Below are 21,683 nucleotides of genomic sequence, written 5' to 3' on the forward strand. Positions count from 1 at the left end.
TAATTAGTTTTTGTTGTCGTTTAAATCAATCCGTACTCGCGGAGGTAGTTATCGTTATCGCGCCATTTGTCGCGCACTTTCACATGCAGTTCCAGAAACACCTTGCGGTCGAGGAACTTCTCGATATCCGTCCTGGCGCGGGATCCGATCTCACGGATGGATTTCCCCTTTTCGCCGAGGATGATACCTTTCTGGGTTTCGCGCGTCACGATAATTTCCGCAGATATTTTGGTCAGCGTGTGCTTTTCCTGGAACTGCGTAACTACTACAGCGGTATGATATGGTATCTCTTCTTCGAAGAGCATGAATATTTTTTCGCGGATGAGCTCCGCCACGAAAAATCGGGTAGAACGGTCCGTGAGTGTATCTTCCGGGTAAAACGGCTCCCCATCGGGCAGCAGTTTCAGGATTTCCTGCATCAGCGTGTCGAGCCCCTTTTTCTGCAGTGCGGAAATGGTGACGACGGCTTTGGCTTTGCCCCATGCCTTGCAGCGTTCCACCAGGGCGTCGAGCTCGGCTTTTTCCAGGTTATCCATCTTATTGAGCACCAGTACGCACTGCGCTTTCAGTTTGAGGGAATCAAACAGGGCGAGGCATTCTTCCGTGTTGTCGCGCACGTCCATGATGAGCAGGGCCACATCCGCATCTTCGAGCGCGGACTTCACGGCGCCCATCATTTTTTCGTGCAATTTGTATTTCGGATCGATGATGCCCGGTGTGTCCGAAAACACAACCTGGTAGCCCGGTTCCGTTAAAATGCCGGTGATGCGGTGGCGGGTGGTTTGCACCTTCGGGGATACAATAGCCAGTTTTTCGCCCAGCAGGGCGTTCAGCAAAGTGCTTTTGCCGGCGTTCGGTTTACCGAAGATGTTCACAAATCCTGCACGGTGCATAATCGCAATTTAGTACAAATAAAAAAAGCCGAATTAGCTTCGGCTTTTTGTGTTAGTTTTTTGTAGCGAGGAGAGGATTCGAACCTCTGACCTTCGGGTTATGAGCCCGACGAGCTACCTCTGCTCTACCTCGCAATGTGGGTGCAAAGGTAAGGGAATTTTCAACCTGACCAAATATATTTTTACTCTTTGAGAAAATTTGTAAAGTGGATAGTATTGAAAACCATTGCCAGCAAAGGGTTACAGCGGAATATTTTTTTCCTCCTCTCCCCGTTTCCTAAAACGGCAGGTCGTCGGCCGGTTGAGAAACAGCCGGTTCCAGCTCCTGGTTTTCGGCGCCATTCCGGCCGTCCGGCAGTAACTGGAGGAAGGTGACGCGCACTTTCATTTCGGCTTTGGCTTCGCCGGCATTGGTGCGGTACAGGTTCACGGCAGGCATCCCTTCGAGGTACACCGCTTTGCCCTGCACGAGGTACGGCATCACGGCGCCGGGCTCCCACATGGCGCAGTTGACCCATACCACACGCTCCTGCTGCATGCCCTGGGCATTTTTGAATTTTTCGTTGTGGGCTACGCTGAAGTTGATGACTGTTTTACCGTTCACGGCATGTTCGGTGGCATTCTGGCCAAGGCGGCCCATCAATTGCAGTTTGATCATTTTACATTTGTTTGAGTTAACAATAAAAATTCGAAAATGATCCTGCTATACAGTGCGATATCTACATCCGGATGAATACACAAGATAGCCAAAAAAATAATTTGCGCAAAATTCCCTGCATGTGTCTAACTTTGCGGCAGAAACCGGGACTATTCCCAATTTCACCTCGGGGTGCCTTACTATCAGGCTGAGATCAAACCCGTTGAACCTGGACCAGGTAATGCTGGTTAGGAAAGGTAAGCGACCACTCTCCTTACCTGTTATTTTTTGATAGTGAACAGCAAAGCTGCTGCCGTAACGGTATGCCGTCAACTGTTCGTATAACGGAATTAAATCAACAGGAAATATGAAGCCAAGCTCGCAACCGGCCCGCCCGGGCATGTTCCCGCGAGGCTCCATCCGACCATCAAAATCAACTGAAGGATGAAAAAGTTCATGCTTTTTGCGCTGCTGTGCCTCCCTGTATTGTTGCAGGCACAAACCACCCTCACGGGAACCGTCACCGACCAGGCCAGCGGCCGCCCGCTGGAAGGCGCTACCGTAGCGGTACTGAACGGAGCACACACCATTACCAATGCCAAAGGCCAATACCGCCTGCAACTCCCCCGCAACGGCAGCTTCACCGTACAGGCCAGTTTTATCGGTTATACCGCCGCGCGGGAAACCCTACAGCCGTCTGCCGCCGCCGTGCTCGATTTCCGCCTGCAGGAAACGGCACTGTTCGTGAAAGCGGTGGAAATAGCCAGCATCCGCGCGGGCAGGAAGGCGCCGTTTACCAAATCGGAAATCGGCAAAGAAGAAATCGACAAACAGAACCTCGGACAGGACCTGCCGCTGCTGCTCAACCAGCTGCCGTCTGTAGTGACCAGCTCGGACGCCGGCGCCGGCGTGGGGTACACCGGCCTCCGCGTGCGCGGCAGCGACATCACCCGCATCAACGTGACCGTCAACGGCATCCCCGTGAACGACGCGGAATCGCAGGGGACGTTTTTTGTGAACATGCCGGACTTCGCATCGTCCGTCAGCAGCATCCAGCTGCAACGCGGCGTGGGCACCTCCACCAACGGAGCAGGAGCTTTCGGCGCATCGCTTAACCTCTCCACCAACCAGTTTTCCGAAAAAGCATACGGCGAAACCGACAACAGCTACGGTTCTTTCAATACCTGGAAAAACACCGTGAGAGCAGGCTCGGGGCTCATCAACGGACATTTCACCGTAGACGCGAGGTTGTCCAGGATCACGTCCGACGGGTATGTGGACAGGGCCTCATCCAACCTCCGCTCCTTCTACACCTCCGCCGCTTACATCGACAAAAAATCCTCTCTCCGCCTGAACGTTTTTTCCGGCAAGGAAAAAACCTACCAGGCCTGGAACGGTATCAGCGAAGAACAACTCAACACCAACCGTACCTACAACCCCAGCGGCACCAACAAACCCGGGGCGCCGTACGATAACGAAACGGACAATTACCAGCAGGACCATTACCAGCTGTTCTTCAACCACGCCCTGCGCCCGAACCTGCAGTTCAATGTGGCGGCGCACTACACCCGCGGCCGTGGATATTATGAGAACTACCGCGATAAAAACGCGTATGCCGACTATGGCGTAACCGCGCCCGCCGGCAGCGGCGATACCACCGATCTTATCCGCCAGCTGTGGCTCGACAATCATTTTTACGGCGGCGTATTTTCCCTCAACCACCAGGCCGGTAAATTTAACTGGAGCGTGGGCGGCGCCTGGAATAAATACGACGGCAAACATTACGGCAAAGTGATCTGGGCGGAAAAAGGCGGGTTCGATAAAGACTTCCGCTGGTACGACCTCACGGCTTTCAAAACCGACATGAACGTGTACTGGAAAGGCGAATATGCAGTGACGGAAAAGCTGAAACTGTTTGCAGACCTGCAATACCGCCGGGTTCACTATGAGCTGAACGGATTCCGCAACAATCCCGACATCCTCCGCAACAACAAATACAACTTCATCAACCCGAAAGGCGGGGCCACGTTCCAGCTGAACGACGAGCAGCATGTATATGTTTCTTACGCCATCGGCAACAAGGAACCGAACCGCGACGATTTCGAGGTAAGCATAACAGAAGCGCCGAAACACGAAACCCTCCGCAACCTGGAAGCCGGTTATGTCTGGCGCAATGCGAAAGGCGGCGTTTCCGCCAATGCGTATTACATGAACTACCGCAACCAGCTGGTATTGACAGGCCGCATCAACGACGTGGGCGCATATGCCAGGACCAATATCCCGAAAAGTTACCGCGCCGGCATAGAGCTCGACGGTCACTACCACGTAGTGCCCCGGCTGACCCTCGCGGCCAACATCGCCCTCAGCCGCAACCGCATCAACGAATTCACAGAATACCTCGACGACTGGGATAACGGCGGACAAAAAACGGTGACGCACAAAGACACCGACATTTCCTTCTCCCCCGACCTCGTAGCCGGTTACACGGTTACCTACAGGCCCCTGAACGGCCTGCAGATCGACTGGGTGGGCAAGTATGCGGGCCGCCAGTACCTCGACAATACGGCGAATGCCAAACGCGCGCTCGACGCATTCCTCGTGAACGACCTGCGCTTCAATTACACCATCCCGCAGCGCCTCTTCCGCGAGCTGGGGCTGCAGCTGATGCTCAACAATATTTTCAATGAAAAATACGAGCCGAACGGTTATACCTATGGTTATACTGAAGGCGGGGAAATCAAACAATCCAACGCGTATTTCCCGATGGCCGGCTTTAACGTGATGGCAGGGGTGCGGCTTGGTTTTTAAGCCCTGCACCCGATACAAAAAAAGCGGATCCGGCAAAAACCGGATCCGCTTTTTTTATGGTTTCAAACAACGTCATTACACCGTTCTCAGCGATTTCACCGGGTTTGCCAACGCCGCCCGGATGGCCTGGAAACTGACCGTCAGCATGGCGATGAAAATGGCTACCGCCCCGGACACCACGAACACCCACCACTCGATCTCTACCCGGTACACAAAACCTTCCAGCCAGCGGTTCATGCCCCACCAGGCAATGGGTGATGCAATGAGCAGCGCGATGAGGATCAGTTTGGCAAAATCGGACATGAGCATTTGCGCGATACCGGCCACCGTTGCACCCAGTACTTTCCGGATACCGATTTCCTTCGTCCGCTGAAAAGCGATCAGCACCGCGAGCCCGAACAAACCCAGGCAGCTGATCACGATGGCGATGACGGTAGCCAGGTTGACCAGCCTCGACTGGTTCCTTTCCTGCTTGTACATCGCGTCCAGCGTTTCATCATAAAACTTGTACGCAAAGCTCCCCGAAGGATACATCGCATACCATTTCTGTTCCACTTTCTTTAAAGTCTGCTGCCATGTATCAGGGTCTGCGCTATTCAGTTTGATATTGAGGGTGCCCACATTTTTTTTATCCGCCATCAATGCCACCGGTTCAATGGCCGTATGAAAATCCCGCAGATGGAAATCTTTCACGACGCCCACAATGGGATGCTGCGGTGCGAATATCTGCCCGGTCAGTTGACCGATGGCATCCTGCGGTGAGGCAAAGCCCAATTCACGCACTGCGGTTTCGTTGATGATGTATTCATTGGTCGTATCGGAAGCGCGGAGATTCCTGCCGGCGATGAGTTGCATGTTGTACAGATGGATGTAAGCCGTGTCCACCCACTTCTTGTATACCTGCCGCCTGACCGGTTCCTTCGCCTGTACCGCCCTGTTTTCGAACATACTCGAGGAATACCCGTCAGACATCGGCTCCCGGCCGAGCGAAATCGCCTGTATGCCGGATTCTTTCTTCAGTTCTTCCGCCAGTACAAAATGTTTGTCGCGGTACACCGAATCGCGTTGCAGTTTCCAGGGGATGTTCACCAGCACCACCGCCTCTTTATCGAATCCCATATCCTTTTTCAGGTTGTAGTTCAACTGGCTGCCCATCACGATAGCCCCGACGATGAACACCTGCGCGATCACGAACTGGAATACGATGAGCACTTTCCGTAAACCGACGCCGCCACCGCCATTGCGATGCAGGGTACCATGGCGCTGGATGAGCCCGATCGGTTTTACTTTGGATATCAGCCACGCCGGGTAACCGCCGGAAAGCAACGTGATGCCCAGCAGCAATGCCGCCAGGAAGCCGATTATGCCCCATCCGCCGGCATGGTCGTGCATGCCATCGGGAATGATATTGCCGAGAAACGAATAGGCCGTTTTCGTCAGGAAAAGCGAACAGGCAACGGCCAGCAATACAATCACAAACGTCTCCGTCAATATGCCTTTGATAATGTTGCCGCTGTTGCCGCCCAGTATCTTCCGCACACCGATGCTCCTGCTCCGTTGCGGTATCAGCGCCGTGCTCAGGTTGATATAGTTGATGCAGGCCAGTATGATCAATAAAGCACCCAGCCCGATGAGGCCTCTCATAACGGGCTTGCTGGCCTTCCGCACGTCCATCTCCCTGACGTAGGTGGAAAAATGGGATTCTTCCAGCGGCAATAACCTGAACCAGCGCCTTACGGTATTCGGCAGCTTTCTTTCGGCCATATTTTCATCCCATTTTCCCTGGGCGATGTTGCTGATCTGCGCCAGTACCCGGGAAGTGTCTGCCCGGTTATCGATCTGCAGGTACAACTGTTCGGAACCATTGGTATTCGTCCAATCGCCCAGTGGATAGGTCTTGGGCGGTAGAAAGAAAAACTCTTTTGCGGTGAACTCGGTAGGATAATCGAGGTCTTTTACGATGCCGGACACTGTTTTCTGATCCTTCCCGTTATAGACCAGCACTTTGCCGATCATCGCTTCGGGGGTAAGCGTACCGAAGTAATTTCTGGCACGGCTTTCCGTCAGCACAACGTTCTCCGGCGCATGGAACGCCGTTGCAGGATTACCTGCCAGCCAGGTATACGGGATCATGTCAAAATAAGCGGCGTCCGTTGCAACGATGCCTTTGAACTCTTCCTGGTCCAGCGGCTTCTGCCCGGGAATGTTCACCGCATTGATCCACTGCCTGAAAACCGGCACCACCCGTTTTGCGCCCGGCACCTGTTCTCTCACGGCCTGGTAAATCGGGGCGGAAACACCTCCGTTGTAAGATTCTTTTCCGTCAAAAGCGAGGCCGGTCACCAGGCGGTAGGTCAGCGCCTTGTCCGGTAACCGGTCGTCAAAACTATATTCATAACTGACAATGTGGTAAATGACCCAGCAGGCGCTGATGCTGATGGCCAAACCGAGTACATTCAGCAGTGTAAACAACCGCTGTCGCCATAACTGGCGGAATACATTTTTGGTCAGAAGACGCATAAGCAAGAGATTATCATGTGTGGAAAGGGTATCAGGCAATCGCGGGAATTTCATGCCATTCGGTAAACAAATTCAGTTCAATTCGTTTATTCATTAACGATACTTAAAATGTGTTCAATTTCGTACAGACCACATCCGGAAGCGAACATGGTAAAATGAACCCGGAACTGATGAACTTTTCATGATAGCGGCGCTATACAACAGGCGGCCCCGTTAGTAATACCATCGCCCTGTTAATCCGTATTTTTCTGTACTTTCAACTATTCACCGCTATGAAACGATTGATTCCCTTACTCCTTTCAGCTTTCCTGTGCGGATCCGCCGCCGCGCAGACCCGCGATTTTTCGTCCGCCGTTTCCATGCAGTTTCTCGCGGCTCCGTCCAACTACCTCAAACCGCTGGATACGCTCCGGTTGCTGGCGCCTTCAATCGGTAACGACCCATGGCAACGCTATCTGTTCTGCAACGATATGGCGACGTACAGTTCCTTTGTGGGCGATTACCATGCAGCGCTTCGTTACTATGATTCGCTGCCGGTACTGCAGCAACAGCCGCGCCCGGTACCGGTACCCTCACCCGGGGACTTCGATGGCTATCAGACTGCCGGCGCCCGGCAAACGATCGTCCGCATGGCCGCTTCACGGCAGGTGACGATGATCAACGAAAGTCATCACCTTCCCTATCACCGGCTCTTCACTAAATCTTTACTGCAGGATCTGTATAACGCCGGTTACCGTTACCTGGCGCTGGAAGCGCTGGCCGGGCTCGACGATTCGATCAACACCCGCCGCTACCCCACATCGCAGGACGGCTATTATATCGTAGAACCGCTTTTCGCAGATATGCTGCGCACGGCATTGACAATCGGCTACCAACTGGTGCGGTATGAAGACGATGTGCCCTGCACCAAAAACTGCCGCGCGCAAAGGGAACTGAACCAGGCCAAAAACCTGTATAAAATATTCCGGCAGGATCCTGCCGCGAAAGTGCTGGTGCATGCGGGTTACAGTCACATTCTTGAAAAAGAAAGGGAAGGCCTCCAGCGAATGGCAGGGCATTTTAGAACCCTGTCCGGCATCGACCCGCTGACCGTTAACCAGAATATCATGAACGAAAAAAGCGAGGCGGCTTACGAAGACAAATACTTTATCGCTTTCAGCGAGGCGCATGCCATCAGTGAGCCAGTTGTGCTGGTGAAAGACGCCAACGTTTGGGTATCGCCGGCAGACAAAGGCTTTTTCGACATCCAGGTTTTTCACCCACGATTCAAAACTGTCCATGGCAGGCCCGGCTATTATGCGCTGGACCGCACCCGCAAGCCCGTCTCCGTAACGCTCCGGAGAGATTACAATGACATGCTGTTACAGGCGTTTGCTGCGGAAGAAGGGCACGCCAACGCCGTACCTGTTGACCAGATGGTATTGAACGGACAACACAAGCCCTCCCTGATGCTGCCGCCGGGTGAATACCGGATAGTGGTCAGGGATGTCACCGGAAAAGTTGTGGAGGAAATCAAACTGCCTTAGCGAGAGATTACTCCTTTTTTTTCTGAAACAGGGATCCCACTACCTCGTACGGCCCTTTCACTTCGCCCCAGCCCCATTCAGGGATCTGTTCTTCGCTGGTGGTTGGGTTTTCTTCGAGTTGTGAATTGATGACCGCTACCCTTGTCCCCCATTCTATATGAGCCACGAACGTAGACCTGAATTCGGGGTCGTCCGGCAAACCGATTTCGTCTGCGGTTTCCAGCAGCAGTTGCGCCCACCTCTTACGTTGTTCTTCTTTCAGTTTTTTGCCGATGTGCTTGCCCACCATGTGCCGCAAGGCATTATCGCCGTATTCAGCAGAGTACACTTTGGGGCCCATCAATACTTCGGCCATAAAATGCGCAACATGTTTTGAATGTTCTGCGGGCATATGCCTGAAAACAGGCTCCAGAACAGGGTCGGTGAGTACTTTTTTGTAGAAGGCATCGGTGAGCTGTTCGAATTTCTCAACGCCGCCGGCCCATTCGCAGGGCGTGGGGATGTTGTTGGAGGGTTCCATATAAGGGGTTTTAAGCTGCTTTAAGATACGAATTTTTACGACGTAGCCGGGAAATGCCGGAGAGCAACCTGCCAGACTACGCCTCCATATCCACAACAGGAAATGCACCGGAACAGCTGCCCTTTCAAATAAAAAATCCCGGCAGCACCAGCCACCGGGATTCTCTTCCATAACATTCTACCTTACTTCACTAGCGCTTCAATTGCTTTGTGAACCGCAGCAAAGGGAAACCCCTTCAACACATCGTCCATCTGCGCTTTTACGGCATCATTCTGCAGGTTGCCGATACTGCCTTCGTGTGTGTGATGAATCTGCGTATCTGGCCTGAATTTGCCCTGTTCGATGTCGAGGCCCACCTGTTTGTACGCTTCGCGGAACGGCATGCCTTCGAGCACGAGGCGGTTCACTACTTCCACGCTGAACAGGTATTGATATTTTTCGTCTGTGAGGATGTCTTCTTTAATGCGGATATTTTCCAGCATCAGGCGGCTCATCTGCAAACAGTTGCGGAGCGTGCCGAATGCGGGGAACAGGTTTTCCTTCAGCAGTTGCAAGTCCCTGTGGTAGCCTGACGGCAGGTTCACCGTCATCATGGCGATCTCGTTCGGCAGCGCCTGCAGTTTGTTGCAATGCGAGCGGATAAGCTCCCATACATCGGGGTTCTTTTTGTGCGGCATGATGCTCGATCCGGTAGTCAGTTCATCGGGGAAGCTGATGAACCCGAAGTTCTGGTTCATGAACAGGCAGGCGTCCATCGCCATTTTGGACAATGTGGCGGCGATGCCGGATAACGCGAAGGCTACCAGTTTCTCCGTTTTGCCGCGGCCCATCTGCGCGTACACCACGTTGTGGTTGAGATGCTCAAAACCCAGCAGCCGCGTGGTCATTTCGCGGTTGAGGGGAAATGAAGAACCATAACCGGCCGCCGAGCCAAGGGGATTTTTATTCACCACTTTGTAAGCGCCCTGCAACATGATGAGGTCGTCTACGAGGCTTTCCGCATACGCGCCGAACCAGAGGCCGAACGATGAGGGCATGGCGATCTGCAGGTGCGTGTAACCGGGCAGCAGGTATTGTTTATAGGCTTCGCTCTGCGTTTGCAGCAGGTCGAACAATTGTTTGGTTTCGGTAACGATGCTCTCCAGCTCGCTGCGCAGGAAGAGTTTGAGATCCACCAGCACCTGGTCGTTACGGGAGCGGCCGCTGTGGATCTTTTTGCCTGCCTCGCCCAGCCGGCGTGTCAGCAGCAGTTCCACCTGAGAATGTATATCCTCCACCCCATCCTCAAGCGTGAATTTACCTTCCTGTATATCGCGGTAAATATTCTTCAGTTCCTGCTGCAGTACGGTGAGGTCTTCCTTGGGCAGTAAACCCACCGATTCGAGCATGGCGATGTGCGCCAGGGAGCCCTGCACGTCGAAGGGCGCCAGATAAGCGTCCATCTCCCGGTCTCGGCCTACGGTGAACTGGTCTACCGCGGCCAGTGCTGCTTTATCTTTTTGCCAGATCTTCATAATTACAAATTTATGCCATTCACAACGGACAGCAGTTTTATATAGGTATCAATCCCCTGGCGGATTTCGTCGAGGTAAATGAATTCGTCGGCGGTGTGCGACCGGGCGGAATCGCCGGGGCCCACCTTCACGGAAATGGCGGGTATCAGCGCCTGGTCGGAAGTGGTGGGCGAACCGTACAACTGTTTGCCCAGGCCCAGACCGGCGATCACCAGCGGATGCTCGCGGGGGATAAACGACGGGCGCATGCGCATGGAGCGCGGCGTCACGTCGCATTTTACGTTGGCGCGTATCACTTCCAGCATTTCTTCGAGGGTGTACTGGTCGGTGGCGCGTACGTCCACCACAAACGAACATTCGGCGGGCACCACGTTGTGCGCCTTGTTGGAGGTCTGCACTACGGTCACGCTCATTTTCACGGGACCGAGCATGGCGCTTTCTTTCGGGAAGCGGTATGTCCGGAACCAGCTGATATCGTCCATCGCCTTGTACAGCGCGTTCTCTCCTTCATCGCGGGCGGCATGGCCGGCTTTGCCGTGCGCCACACAATCCAGTACCATCAGGCCTTTTTCGGCTACGGCGAGGTCTGTTTTGGTCGGCTCCCCTACGATCGCAAAATCGTAGCGGGGCAGCATGGACAAAATGCTTTCAATCCCGTTGACCCCGCTGATTTCTTCTTCGGCCGTAGCGGCGATGATGATGTTGTAGGGCAATCCTTCCTGTGCGTAAAAGTGCATGAAAGCCGCCATCAGGCTTACCAGGCAGCCGCCGGCATCGTTGCTGCCGAGGCCGTACAGTTTGCCGTCCACCACATCGGGAGAAAACGGGTCGCGGGTGTATTGCGGGTTGGGTTTAACGGTATCGTGATGGGAATTAAGCAGGATGCCGGGTTTGGCGGGATCAAAGTGTTTGTTCACCGCCCACACGTTGTTGAGATGCTGATGACAGGCTACGCCTCTTTCTTCCAGGAACCTGGCGAGGATGGCCGCCGTTCCCTGCTCCTCCCTGCTGATGGAAGGAGTGGCAATCAGCTGTTTTAAAAGCTGTACGGCGTCTTCATAGCGTTCTTCGGTCCACATATAGTTAGCATATTAAGGTACCCGCCACCGCTTCGGTGGTGTTGTTGCGCACATCGTTGGCATGGCCGATCAGCACTTCCTTCACGCCGCTTTCGATGGCGGAAAAAGCGTTGTCGAGTTTCGGCAGGATGCCGTCTGACAGTACGCCTTCGGCCAGCAGCGTTTTGTAGATGTCGCGGTTGATCAGGTTGATCACCGAATCGTCGTCGGCTGCATTGCGCAGCACGCCCTTCTTTTCAAAGCAGTAAATGAGGCGTACCGGGTAATGTGCCGAGAGCGCAACGGCCAGCGATGCGGCAATGGTGTCTGCGTTTGTATTGAGTATCTGTCCGTTCCCGTCGTGCGTAAGCGGTGAAAACACCGGTGTGAGGCCCGCATCCAGCAACAGTTTGATGGGTGCTGCCTGCACGGCGCCGGCGGGGATGTCGCCTACAAAACCGTAGTCGATGGTCTTTACCGGCCGTTTCACGGCGGGAATGATGTTGGCATCGGCGCCGGTGAGGCCGATGGCGTTGCAGCCCTTGGCCTGCAGTTGCGCCACCACCTGTTTGTTCACCAATCCGCCGTACACCATGGTCACTACGTCGATGGTATCCGCATCGGTGATGCGCCGGCCGTCTATGTACTTAGACTCGATGCCGAGCTTGTCACCGATGCGGGTGGCGATTTTACCGCCGCCGTGGATCAGGATTTTTTTACCGGGCACGGCGGCAAAGTCTGCCAGGAACCGGTCCAGCAAAGCAGGGTTGTCGATCACATTCCCTCCTACCTTGATCACGTATACCATAATGTTTTTTTATTGATGCTTTAAAATTTCACTTAACACCGCCTGCGCCGCCCATACACGGTTACCCGCCTGCGGGATGACGATGGACTGCGGTCCGTCGAGCACTTCATCCGCGATCACCACGTTGCGCCGTACGGGCAGGCAGTGCATCACGGAAGCGTTGTTCGTGTTCCGGAGCCTTTCGTTGGTGATCATCCAGCTTTCGTCCGTGCAGGTGATCTTGCCGTAGTCGTTGTAATTCGACCAGTTTTTCACGTACACGAAGTCGGCACCTTCGAGCGCTTCTTCCTGGTTGTAGATCACGGGCGCCTGGCCGGCGAACTTCGGATCGAGCTCATACCCTTCTGGGTGGGTGATCACAAAATCCACTTCATCCCATGCGTTCATCCACTCCGCGAAGGAGTTGGGCACGGCCTGGGGCAGCGCTTTTACGTGCGGCGCCCAGGTCATCACCACTTTCGGTTTGCGGGGCTGCTGCCAGCGCTCCTTAATGGTGATCACGTCGGTGAGGCTCTGCAACGGGTGCAGGGTAGCGCTCTCCAGGCTTACGATGGGCCTGCCGGCATATTTGATGAACTGGTTGATGTACTTCTCCGTATAATCTTCTTCCTTGTTTTTCAGCCCGGGAAACGTACGGATGGCCATGATGTCGAAGTACTGGCCCATTACGGCCGCCGCTTCTTTCACGTGCTCGGTGGTATTGCCGTTCATCACCACACCATCGTTCATCTCCAGCGCCCAGCCTTCTTTATCGATGTTGAACACCACCACTTCCATCCCCAGGTTACGGGCCGCCACCTGTGTACTGAGGCGCGTGCGCAAACTGGGATTCAGGAAGATCATCCCCAATGTTTTGTTTTCTCCTAACCCTTTGTCTTTAAAGGGATTCTTTTTGTAATCCAATGCCGTTTCCACGATACGTGGGACACTGGGTACGTCTCCAACGGAAATAAACTGGTTCACTAGTTTAATTCTTGTTTAATAGCTGTTAAAAAATGATCTGCCTGGGCTTTATTCAGGGCCAGGGAAGGCAGCAACCGTATTACATTCGGCTTGGCTTCCCCGGTGAAGATTTTATGTTTGAAAAGCAATTCTTTTTTCACGTGCGCCAGCTCCTCGGGCAGGTCGATGCCGATCATCAGCCCCCTGCCTCTCACCTCCCTGATCTTCGGCAGTTTCCGGAGCTCTTCCATGAGGTAGTTGCCGATTTGTTCGGCATTGGCGATGAGGTGTTCCTGCTCGATCACTTCGAGCACTGCCAGTGCAGCGGCGCAGGCGAGATGGTTACCGCCGAAGGTGGTGCCCAGCAGACCGTACGAAGCTTTGAACCTGGGAGAAATGATGATGCCGCCGATGGGGAAACCGTTGCCCATGCCTTTGGCCATGGTGTAGATGTCCGCATTCACGCCGGCATGGTCGTGAGAGAAGAACTTCCCGCTTCTGCCGTAACCGCACTGAACCGAGTCCGCAATAAAAACGGCGTTATGCGCGTCGCAGAGGCTCCTGATCTTTTGCAGGAAAGCGGCGGACGCCACGTTGATGCCGCCCACGCCCTGGATGCCTTCGAGGATCACGGATGAAACGGCGTGCTGCTGAAAAGCGATCTCCAGCGCATCCTGATCTTCCCAGGGCAGGAAAATCACGTTATCCGTCTCATTCACCGGCGCCACGATCTTCGGATTGTCGGTAGCGGCCACCGCGAGTGAGGTACGGCCATGGAAGGCCTTTTTGAACGCGATGATCTTCTTCTTGCCGTTGTGGAAAGAAGCGAGCTTGAGGGCGTTTTCGTTGGCCTCTGCGCCGGAGTTGACGAGGAACAGCTGGTAATCTTCCTTGCCGGAAATTTTACCGAGTTTCTCCGCCAGCTGCTGCTGCAGGGGTATATGAATGGAATTGGAATAGAAACCTACTTTGCCGAGCTGGTCGGTGAGCCGCTGTACATAGTGCGGATGGGTATGGCCGATGGAAATCACGGCGTGGCCGCCGTAGAGGTCCAGGTACTCCTGGCCTTTGTCGTCCCAAACAGTGGAGCCCTGGGCTTTTACAATTGTGATGTCGTTTACCGGGTATACGTCGAATAATTTCATCGTTGTATTATTTTGAGCGGTTGGACGCCACCTCACACGTATGCCCGGTTTCATCCAACCGCCTGATTCGTCAGAAGGTTATTAATTTTTCAGGTTGCGGATGAGTTCCACCTGCAACATGAACTTAGAACACGATGGATTTGAGCTTCAACCCGGCTGTTTCTTCCAGCCCCAGTACCAGGTTCATATTCTGTACTGCCTGTCCCGACGCACCTTTCAGCAGGTTATCCTCGATGGAGTGAATGACCAGTTTGTTATCCGTTTTTTCAAGCTGGATAAGGCACTTGTTGGTGTTCACCACCTGTTTGAGATCGATCTGTTTTCTGCTGACGTGGGTGAAGGGATGGCCGTTGTAAAATTCTTCAAACAGCCGGTACGCTTCATCCAGCGTCAGGTCGCATTCCAGGTACGAAGTGATCCAGATGCCGCGCGGATAATCTCCCCGCACGGGCACGAAGTTGAGCGCTCCTGAATAAGCAGGCTGGAGAGCCTGCAAGGTTCGTCGGATCTCCTTGAGGTGCTGGTGCTGCAGCACTTTGTAGGTGGATATGTTATTCGCCCTCCACGTAAAGTGGGAGGTGGATTGCAGGCTCTGGCCGGCGCCGGTGCTGCCGGTGATGCCGGTGGTGTGCACCTCGTTCAGCAGCCCCGCTTTCGCAAGCGGCAGCAGGCCGAGCTGGATGCCGGTAGCGAAACAACCGGGGTTGGCGATGTTCTTCGCCTGCCGGATGGCTTCCCGGTTCACTTCGGGCAGGCCGTATACGAACTCGCGGCCGTTGACGGTTTCGCCTAAACGAAAGTCCTGGCTGAGGTCGATGATATGAATATGCGCCGGGATGGGCGTGCTTTCCAGGAATTTCCGGGATTCGCCGTGGCCCAGGCAGAGGAAAATCACGTCCACGTCTTCCGCCACGTCCGCGGCGAAAGTAAGGTCCGTTTCCCCGATCAGGTCGGCATGGACGGCATACAGCGGGTTACCGGCGTTGCTGCGGCTGTGCACGAAGGCCAGCTCCACGTCCGGATGGTTCAGCAGCAGCCGGATGGCTTCCCCCCCGGTGTAGCCCGCGCCGCCAATGATACCTGCCCGTTTTTTTGTAGTCGTTCCCATTTTATTTGTTGTTTGCTTCGTTCACCTGGTGCCAGATCATGGTCTGGTTACCGAATATTTTGCTGAACCCTCTCACGTCTTCACCGCTCCAGCCGGAGTTCATTTCACCATATTTGCCGAATTTGCTGCTCATCAGGTCGTACGCGGATTCGATACCGGTTACCTGGAAGCGGTAAGGCATCAGTGTCACAAACACCTTGCCGGTTACCTGCTGCTGGCTGTGCTGGAGGAAAGCCTCGATGTCGCGCATCACCGGGTCGAGGATCTGGCCTTCGTGCATCCAGTTGCCGTAGAACTGCGCCAGCTGGTCTTTCCAGCTCAGCTGCCATTTGGTGAGCACATGTTTCTCGAGCGCGTGGTGCGCTTTGAGGATCACCATGGGAGCGGCGGCTTCAAAACCCACCCGGCCTTTAATGCCGATGATGGTATCGCCCACGTGAATGTCGCGGCCGATGGCGAATGCGCCGGCAATGCCCTGAAGGTAGGTGATGGCCTCGGTGGGGTGACTGAATTTTTTATCGTTCACGCCCAGCAGTTCGCCTTTCTCGAATGTCAGTTCCACCTGCTCGGGCTGTTGTTTGGTCAATTGGGTGGGCCATGCTTCTTCGGGCAGCATGCCGTGCGAGGTCAGCGTTTCCTTGCCGCCCACGGATGTGCCCCAGATGCCTTTGTTGATGGAATACATGGCTTTGTCGAAGTTCATCTGCACCCCTTTGGATTTGAGGTAACTGATCTCTTCCTCGCGGCTGAGCTTCAGGTCGCGGATGGGCGTGATGATCTCCACGCCGGGGATCATGATGTGAAAGATCATGTCGAACCGAACCTGGTCGTTACCGGCCCCGGTGCTGCCGTGGGCTACGGCGTCGGCGCCCACTTCCCGCACGTACTCGGCGATGGCCAGCGCCTGGCTCATGCGCTCGGCGCTCACGCTCAGGGGGTAAGTGTTGTTTTTCAGGACGTTCCCGAAAATGAGATACCGGATTACTTTGTCGTAATAAGAGCGAACCGCATCTACTGTCTTGTGACTTTTCACACCCAGACTGTAGGCGCGTTTCTCGATCTCCTGCAATTCTTCCGCAGTAAAACCGCCCGTATTAACGATCACGGAATGTACTTCATAACCTTTTTCTTCCGACAGGTATTTTACACAGTACGACGTATCAAGTCCTCCGCTGAATCCCAGTACAACTTTCTTCATGATATTTTACGCTGATTTAAAATTTAATGTTGTTGTTAAAGCCATCCGAAGAAAAAGAATCTTCTTTTGGAAGCGCCCGGCGCCCCGCCGCCGCCCATTTTCCGGGAGGCTTTCAGCAGCACGTATTTTTTATACCGCATCCACCGTTCGAACAGTGAAAAATTGCCTTTAAATCTACGTCTCTTTTTGCCTTCTTCCCTGTTACCATTCGGTGAAGGAACGGCTGCCACGGTGCCGTTGGCGGCCGCTGCGGCCGCGGCGGCTTTTTCCTGCGCTTCTTTCTCCTTCTCCACGGGGTCGTAGAGCATGGCGGTGCAAAGGCAGTTTTTCCTGTTTTTGCTGGTAAGCACATCGAAGTTCACGCAGCTCCGGCAGCCTTTCCAGAACTCTTCATCGTCGGTGAGCTCGGAATAGGTCACCGGTTCGTAACCCAGGTCGGAGTTGATTTTCATCACGGCCAGCCCGGTAGTGAGCCCGAAGATTTTCGCATCGGGGTACTTTTTGCGGGAGAGCTCGAATATTTTCTCCTTGATGGCTTTGGCAACGCCGTGGCCACGGAAGGCGGGGTTAACGATGAGGCCGGAGTTGGCCACGAATTTTTCGTGCCCCCAGGCTTCAATGTAACAGAAACCCACCCATTCACCGGCAGTGGTCAGGGCGATAACGGCCTTGCCTTCTTCCATTTTCAGCTGCACGTATTCAGGAGAACGCTTCGCGATGCCGGTTCCCCGGGCCTTCGCGGATGCCTCCATCTCGTCGGTGATGGTGGTTGCATAATGCTTATCGTCGGCAGTGGCTGCCCTTACGATGATATCCTTATTTTCCAACTTGTTAAAATTGAAAATTGTAATGCAATAAATAATGTTGATACAGGTTCCGTTTCCGGAAGTTCCCATGAGGGGTTCATGGAGCGACAGCGGGTCCTGGAGGGACGGCGCTATCAAATACGAGGTCGTCGGGAGAGATATCTAAAGACAGGAAACCCAATAGCGCAAACACCTTCTTCAAAAGAAGGGTGGTAAGCAAAAATGTTGTTATGGGTTGCGATGTATTTCAACTTCAGTTCGACATTAAATTGTTATAAAAACGTCTTTAGTTAATAAAGTATCGGCAAAGTTATAACATATTTAGATACGCAGGCGATTTTTTTTTGACATAACAGGAAAGGGAGGAACGCGGCCGGGCCTGCATTTCCTCCTTTTCCGGAGTATCAACTGGCTGAAAATCAGAACACGCCGATTTCAGCCGCGCCGGCGCGGGTTTCTTTCTCCTCCGCTGCGCTGATGGCTACGAGCTTGAAATAACGCCCCTGCGTTGATTTTGAGAGTTTTATGGTCTGTTTCACGGGGTTATTGAGGATGTTGGCGAAACTGCCTTTGGCCACGGGCTCGCCCCATTGCTGCCCGTCCGCGCTCACGTAGAAGGCATAGTTGTAAATGATGCCGCCTTTAGTGCGCGGGGTGTAGGTAAAGCCATTCACGGCCTGTGAGGCGCCCATGTCTACCACCAGCTCCTGCGGGAAGCTACCGGCCTTGCCTATCCAGGATGTGGAGGGGTCGCCGTCCACCGCCTTATCGGCGTCAGGCGTCACCGCTTTCCAGGTGGCAGGCGCGCGGTCGAACGTAACGGCTACGGTAGCGCCGGCTTTTTTGCCGCCGTCGATGAAACTCCTGGCTTTGAGGGTGCCGCTCTGCGCAAACGCAAAGGGCGCTCCCTTATACTGCGGACTGGCCGTGGTGGGCTCGCTGCCATCGGTCGTATAGTGAATCGCCGGGTCCTGGGAAGCAGCCGTAATGGTCACCATGCCCTGTTTGTCTCTTTTGATCACCGGGTCGGCCAGCAGTTCGGGCGCCCTGAAGAGCTTCACCTCGCTGATCACCGGGCTGGCCTTGGCATCGAGTATCTCTATGCGGACGCTCCGGGTGGTGGTATTGGGCAGGCGGAGAATGCGCTTGTACCCGATGGTGGTTTCCCGGGCGATCTCGCGATACTTCTTCCCTTCCAGCACACTCACGGTAAACCCTTTTACACGCTGGCCCAGGGGAATGAACTCCTGGATCTGGAAACGGTTGAAGGTGACGGGCTTTTCGAAGCTCAGGTTGATGGTGCCGGTGAGCTGCCCTTCGCCGGTAGCCCAGTAAGTATTGTAATTGCCGTCGGTCAGGTACACGGCGCTGGTGAGCATGCTGTTTTTACGCGTGTTCACGGCCGATGTTCTGGCACGCACGGCGAGGTTGGTCTTAAAATCGGCATCCAGCGTTTTGCGTAGCTCCATCAGCCGCAGCGAATCGTTTTTGTGGATGCGGCCGCGGCGGTCTACCGGCACATTCAGCAGCAGGTTGGCGTTGCGGCCCACGGAACCGTAGTAGATGTCGAGCAGCCAGGGCAGGGTTTTCACCTTGTCGTCCGTACCGGGACTGTAAAACCATCCCGGCCGGATAGATACGTCGGCCTCGCCGGGAATCCAGTCGGTGCCGTCTTCCTGCCCCTCGTTGAGCGGTTTGTTGATACCGGGCATGCCGGGCGCGAATTGTTTGCCGTTGAGCGTGCTCCAGTTGGTGGTGCCGGCAAAGCCGTTTTCATTCCCGATCCAGCGGCAGCCAGGACCGGCATCGCTGAAGAAAATAACCTCGGGATGATACTTTCTTACCGTATTGTGGAACAGGTCCCAGTCGTACACCTGTTTTTTGCCGTTGGGGCCTTCGCCGTTGGCGCCGTCGAACCATTGCTCGAATACATGGCCGTATTTGGTATGTACCTCCCGCAGCTGGTTGGCGAATACCTGGTTGTAGGCCGGCGTGCCGTAGTCGGGGTGGTTGCGGTCCCAGGGCGACAGGTACACGCCGAACAGCAGGCCATATTCTTTACAGGCGGCGGACAGCTCGGCGAGCACATCCCCTTTCCCGTTTTTCCAGGCGCTTTCGCGCACGGTGTGTTTGCTGTATTCGCTGGGCCAGAGGCAGAAACCGTCGTGGTGCTTGGCCGTGATGATGATCGCTTTCATGCCTGCGAGTTTCGCCGTGCGCGCCCACTGGCGGGCGTCGAGCTCGGTGGGATTGAATACTTTCGGATCTTCGTCCCCATGGCCCCATTCCTTGTCGGTAAAGGTGTTAGGCCCGAAGTGGATGAACATGTAGTATTCCAGCTGCTGCCATTTTACCTGCGCCGGTGAAGGCAGCGCGCCGTAAGGTTTGATCTCGGGCTGCGCCCAGGCACGGGCGGAGCATAACAGGAAAAAAAATAAAAGTGTTTTCTTCATAGTTACTGATTGCAGACGTGATGCTGATAAAAATACTATACGGTTGTTCATTTCCCCCATATTGCTAATATCCCCACAATAATTGAGAAAATAATACGGGATGCAAATGACGGCCCGAAAGCCGTCTATCACAAAAATGTCACAATTCGTGGAGGTTGATAACAACAGAAGGCAGGAATAGCCTACATTTAAAGCTGTCTAAATCCACAAGACTCTTTATATATGAATAAGCATTTGCACCGCAGAACGTTCCTGAGGAACAGTGTGGCAGCGGGTGTAGGCATTTCCCTGATGAATTCGCCGGCCCGGCTTTTCGCCGCACAAAAGAAAGACAAAGTAAGAGTAGGCCTCATCGGCGTTGGCGCGCGTGGGCTCAATCACCTGGACCTCTGCCTGCGCAGAAAGGACGTTGATGTGATCGCCATCGCGGATCCGGATGTTGCTTTCACCATCCCGCAGTGCCGTAAAATGATACAGGAGCACTACGGTGCAAAAAGGAAAGTGGCCGAATACACCAACGGCCCGCACGATTACCTGAACCTGCTCAAGCGCAGCGATATTGACGCCGTGATCATCGCCACTCCCTGGGAATGGCATACAATACAGGCCGTAGCCGCCATGAAGGCCGGCAAAACCCCGGCTGTAGAGGTTTGCGGCGCGGCAGACATCCAGGAGTGCTGGGAGCTGGTGAACACCTCCGAAGCCACCGGCGTGCCGTTGTTCGGCATGGAAAACGTGAACTACCGCCGCGATGTGCTGGCCGTGCTCAACATGGTACGCCAGGGCCTGTTCGGCGAACTGGTGCACCTGCAGGGTGGGTACCAGCACGACCTCCGTGCGGTGAAGTTCAACGACGGCAAGCAGCTTTACGGCGGCGGCGTTGAATTCGGCGAAAAAGGGTTGTCTGAAGCCAAATGGCGCACCAACCATTCCGTGCACCGCAACGGCGATCTCTACCCCACGCACGGCCTCGGCCCGGTAAACAACATGATCAACGTCAACCGCGGCAACCGCCTGCTGTCGCTCACCTCGGTAGCCACCAAGGCGCGCGGTCTGCATAAATATATCGTAGACCATCCGCAGGGCGGGCCTAACCACCCGAACGCGAAAGTGGAATTCAAGCTCGGCGACATCGTGAGCACGCTCATCAAAACCAACAACGGCGAAACCATCCTGCTGTCGCACGACACGAACCTGCCCCGCCCCTACTCGCTGAACTTCCGCGTACAGGGCACGAACGGTTTATGGATGGACGATTTTGATTCGATCCACATCGAAGGCAAAAGCAAGGCGCACACCTGGGAAAAAGCCGGCGACCCCAATGATGCCAACAGCTACATGGGCAAATACGATCACCCGCTCTGGAAAAAATATGCGAACGACGCTTCCGGCGCCGGCCATGGCGGTATGGACTGGTTCGTGATCAATTCCTTCATCGAAAGCATCAAACGCGGCACCGATTACCAGATGGACGTGTACGACCTCGCAACCTGGTACGCCATCACCCCGCTCAGCGAACAGTCTGTGCTGGAAGGCGGATCCACGCAGTACATCCCGGACTTCACCCGCGGCCGCTGGATCAACCGCAAGCCCAACTTTGCGCTCGACGGCGAATATTAATCCGGTCATATCAACATACAAAAGGGGCTGTATCAAAAGCGTGATACAGCCCCTTTTTATTCGGGTACCCGATGAAGACCGGTAGTCATGCAGGCGATCCCCGGCACCTTCTTTTATTTTTGACGCC

At 54.5% G+C, this 21,683-nt stretch carries 16 protein-coding genes, 1 tRNA gene and 1 riboswitch; of the genes, 3 read left to right on the forward strand and 14 right to left on the reverse strand.

The genetic code is table 11. The features are described 5' to 3' along the window. Window positions 1-20 precede the first annotated feature (20 nt). From era to EGT74_RS01880, 3 genes are all read right to left on the reverse strand, one after another. Window positions 21-893 carry a GTPase Era gene (gene era, locus EGT74_RS01870; protein WP_123844839.1) on the reverse strand — a complete coding sequence of 291 codons (873 nt, stop codon included), beginning with the start codon at window positions 891-893 and terminating at the stop codon, window positions 21-23. A gap of 63 nt (window positions 894-956) precedes the next feature. Next, window positions 957-1,028 (reverse strand) — tRNA-Met (locus tag EGT74_RS01875). Between the two features lie 142 nt (window positions 1,029-1,170). Further along, window positions 1,171-1,551, reverse strand: a complete 381-nt coding sequence (locus tag EGT74_RS01880; RefSeq protein ID WP_123844840.1) for a single-stranded DNA-binding protein — start codon at window positions 1,549-1,551, stop codon at window positions 1,171-1,173. A gap of 157 nt (window positions 1,552-1,708) precedes the next feature. After that, window positions 1,709-1,802: riboswitch (TPP riboswitch) on the forward strand. 172 nt (window positions 1,803-1,974) lie between these two features. Here EGT74_RS01880 and EGT74_RS01885 point away from each other — a divergent pair. Continuing rightward, window positions 1,975-4,338 carry a TonB-dependent receptor gene (locus EGT74_RS01885; protein ID WP_123844841.1) on the forward strand — a complete coding sequence of 788 codons (2,364 nt, stop codon included), beginning with the start codon at window positions 1,975-1,977 and terminating at the stop codon, window positions 4,336-4,338. A gap of 75 nt (window positions 4,339-4,413) precedes the next feature. Here the strand turns inward: EGT74_RS01885 and EGT74_RS01890 are convergent, their stop codons facing one another. Then, window positions 4,414-6,858 carry an ABC transporter permease gene (locus tag EGT74_RS01890; protein ID WP_158617961.1) on the reverse strand — a complete coding sequence of 815 codons (2,445 nt, stop codon included), beginning with the start codon at window positions 6,856-6,858 and terminating at the stop codon, window positions 4,414-4,416. A 272-nt stretch (window positions 6,859-7,130) separates the two neighbouring features. Between EGT74_RS01890 and EGT74_RS01895 the strand changes: the two genes are divergently transcribed. Continuing rightward, the gene (locus EGT74_RS01895; RefSeq protein ID WP_123844843.1) at window positions 7,131-8,384 is read left to right on the forward strand and encodes a hypothetical protein; all 1,254 of its coding nucleotides are present in this window, start codon (window positions 7,131-7,133) and stop codon (window positions 8,382-8,384) included. Window positions 8,385-8,391: 7 nt separating this feature from the next. Here EGT74_RS01895 and EGT74_RS01900 read toward each other — a convergent pair whose 3' ends face one another. The 10 genes from EGT74_RS01900 to EGT74_RS01945 form a co-directional block, all read right to left on the reverse strand. Further along, window positions 8,392-8,904: a group II truncated hemoglobin gene (locus tag EGT74_RS01900; RefSeq protein ID WP_123844844.1), complete on the reverse strand. Its 513-nt coding sequence runs from the start codon at window positions 8,902-8,904 to the stop codon at window positions 8,392-8,394. A 182-nt stretch (window positions 8,905-9,086) separates the two neighbouring features. Then, window positions 9,087-10,418, reverse strand: a complete 1,332-nt coding sequence (argH, locus tag EGT74_RS01905; RefSeq protein ID WP_123844845.1) for an argininosuccinate lyase — start codon at window positions 10,416-10,418, stop codon at window positions 9,087-9,089. Window positions 10,419-10,420: 2 nt separating this feature from the next. Continuing rightward, window positions 10,421-11,497, reverse strand: a complete 1,077-nt coding sequence (locus EGT74_RS01910) for a M20 family metallo-hydrolase (protein WP_123844846.1) — start codon at window positions 11,495-11,497, stop codon at window positions 10,421-10,423. A 4-nt stretch (window positions 11,498-11,501) separates the two neighbouring features. Continuing rightward, complete coding sequence (gene argB / locus EGT74_RS01915) at window positions 11,502-12,284, reverse strand: acetylglutamate kinase (RefSeq protein WP_123844847.1); 783 nt, start codon at window positions 12,282-12,284, stop codon at window positions 11,502-11,504. A 9-nt stretch (window positions 12,285-12,293) separates the two neighbouring features. Then, entirely contained in the window at window positions 12,294-13,247 is a 954-nt protein-coding gene (locus EGT74_RS01920; RefSeq protein ID WP_123844848.1) for a Rossmann-fold NAD(P)-binding domain-containing protein, read from the reverse strand. Continuing rightward, window positions 13,247-14,371: an aspartate aminotransferase family protein gene (locus EGT74_RS01925; RefSeq protein WP_123844849.1), complete on the reverse strand. Its 1,125-nt coding sequence runs from the start codon at window positions 14,369-14,371 to the stop codon at window positions 13,247-13,249. The genes EGT74_RS01920 and EGT74_RS01925 overlap by 1 nt, the downstream gene beginning before the upstream one ends. A 124-nt stretch (window positions 14,372-14,495) precedes the next feature. Next, window positions 14,496-15,479 (reverse strand): N-acetyl-gamma-glutamyl-phosphate reductase, encoded by a 984-nt coding sequence (gene argC / locus EGT74_RS01930; protein WP_123844850.1) that lies wholly within the window; start codon window positions 15,477-15,479, stop codon window positions 14,496-14,498. A 1-nt stretch (window position 15,480) separates the two neighbouring features. After that, window positions 15,481-16,677, reverse strand: coding sequence for an argininosuccinate synthase (gene argG, locus EGT74_RS01935; protein WP_246008105.1), 1,197 nt, complete (start codon window positions 16,675-16,677; stop codon window positions 15,481-15,483). A 35-nt stretch (window positions 16,678-16,712) separates the two neighbouring features. Beyond that, the gene (locus EGT74_RS01940; protein ID WP_123844852.1) at window positions 16,713-17,504 is read right to left on the reverse strand and encodes a GNAT family N-acetyltransferase; all 792 of its coding nucleotides are present in this window, start codon (window positions 17,502-17,504) and stop codon (window positions 16,713-16,715) included. Window positions 17,505-17,902: 398 nt separating this feature from the next. Then, on the reverse strand, window positions 17,903-19,936 hold the full coding sequence (locus tag EGT74_RS01945) for an alpha-L-fucosidase (RefSeq protein WP_220392791.1): 2,034 nt from the start codon (window positions 19,934-19,936) through the stop codon (window positions 17,903-17,905). A gap of 222 nt (window positions 19,937-20,158) precedes the next feature. Between EGT74_RS01945 and EGT74_RS01950 the strand changes: the two genes are divergently transcribed. Continuing rightward, on the forward strand, window positions 20,159-21,556 hold the full coding sequence (locus EGT74_RS01950) for a Gfo/Idh/MocA family protein (RefSeq protein ID WP_181954724.1): 1,398 nt from the start codon (window positions 20,159-20,161) through the stop codon (window positions 21,554-21,556). The last annotated feature ends 127 nt before the right edge of the window (window positions 21,557-21,683 follow it).

Source organism: Chitinophaga lutea (genome assembly GCF_003813775.1).
GTDB lineage: Bacteria > Bacteroidota > Bacteroidia > Chitinophagales > Chitinophagaceae > Chitinophaga > Chitinophaga lutea.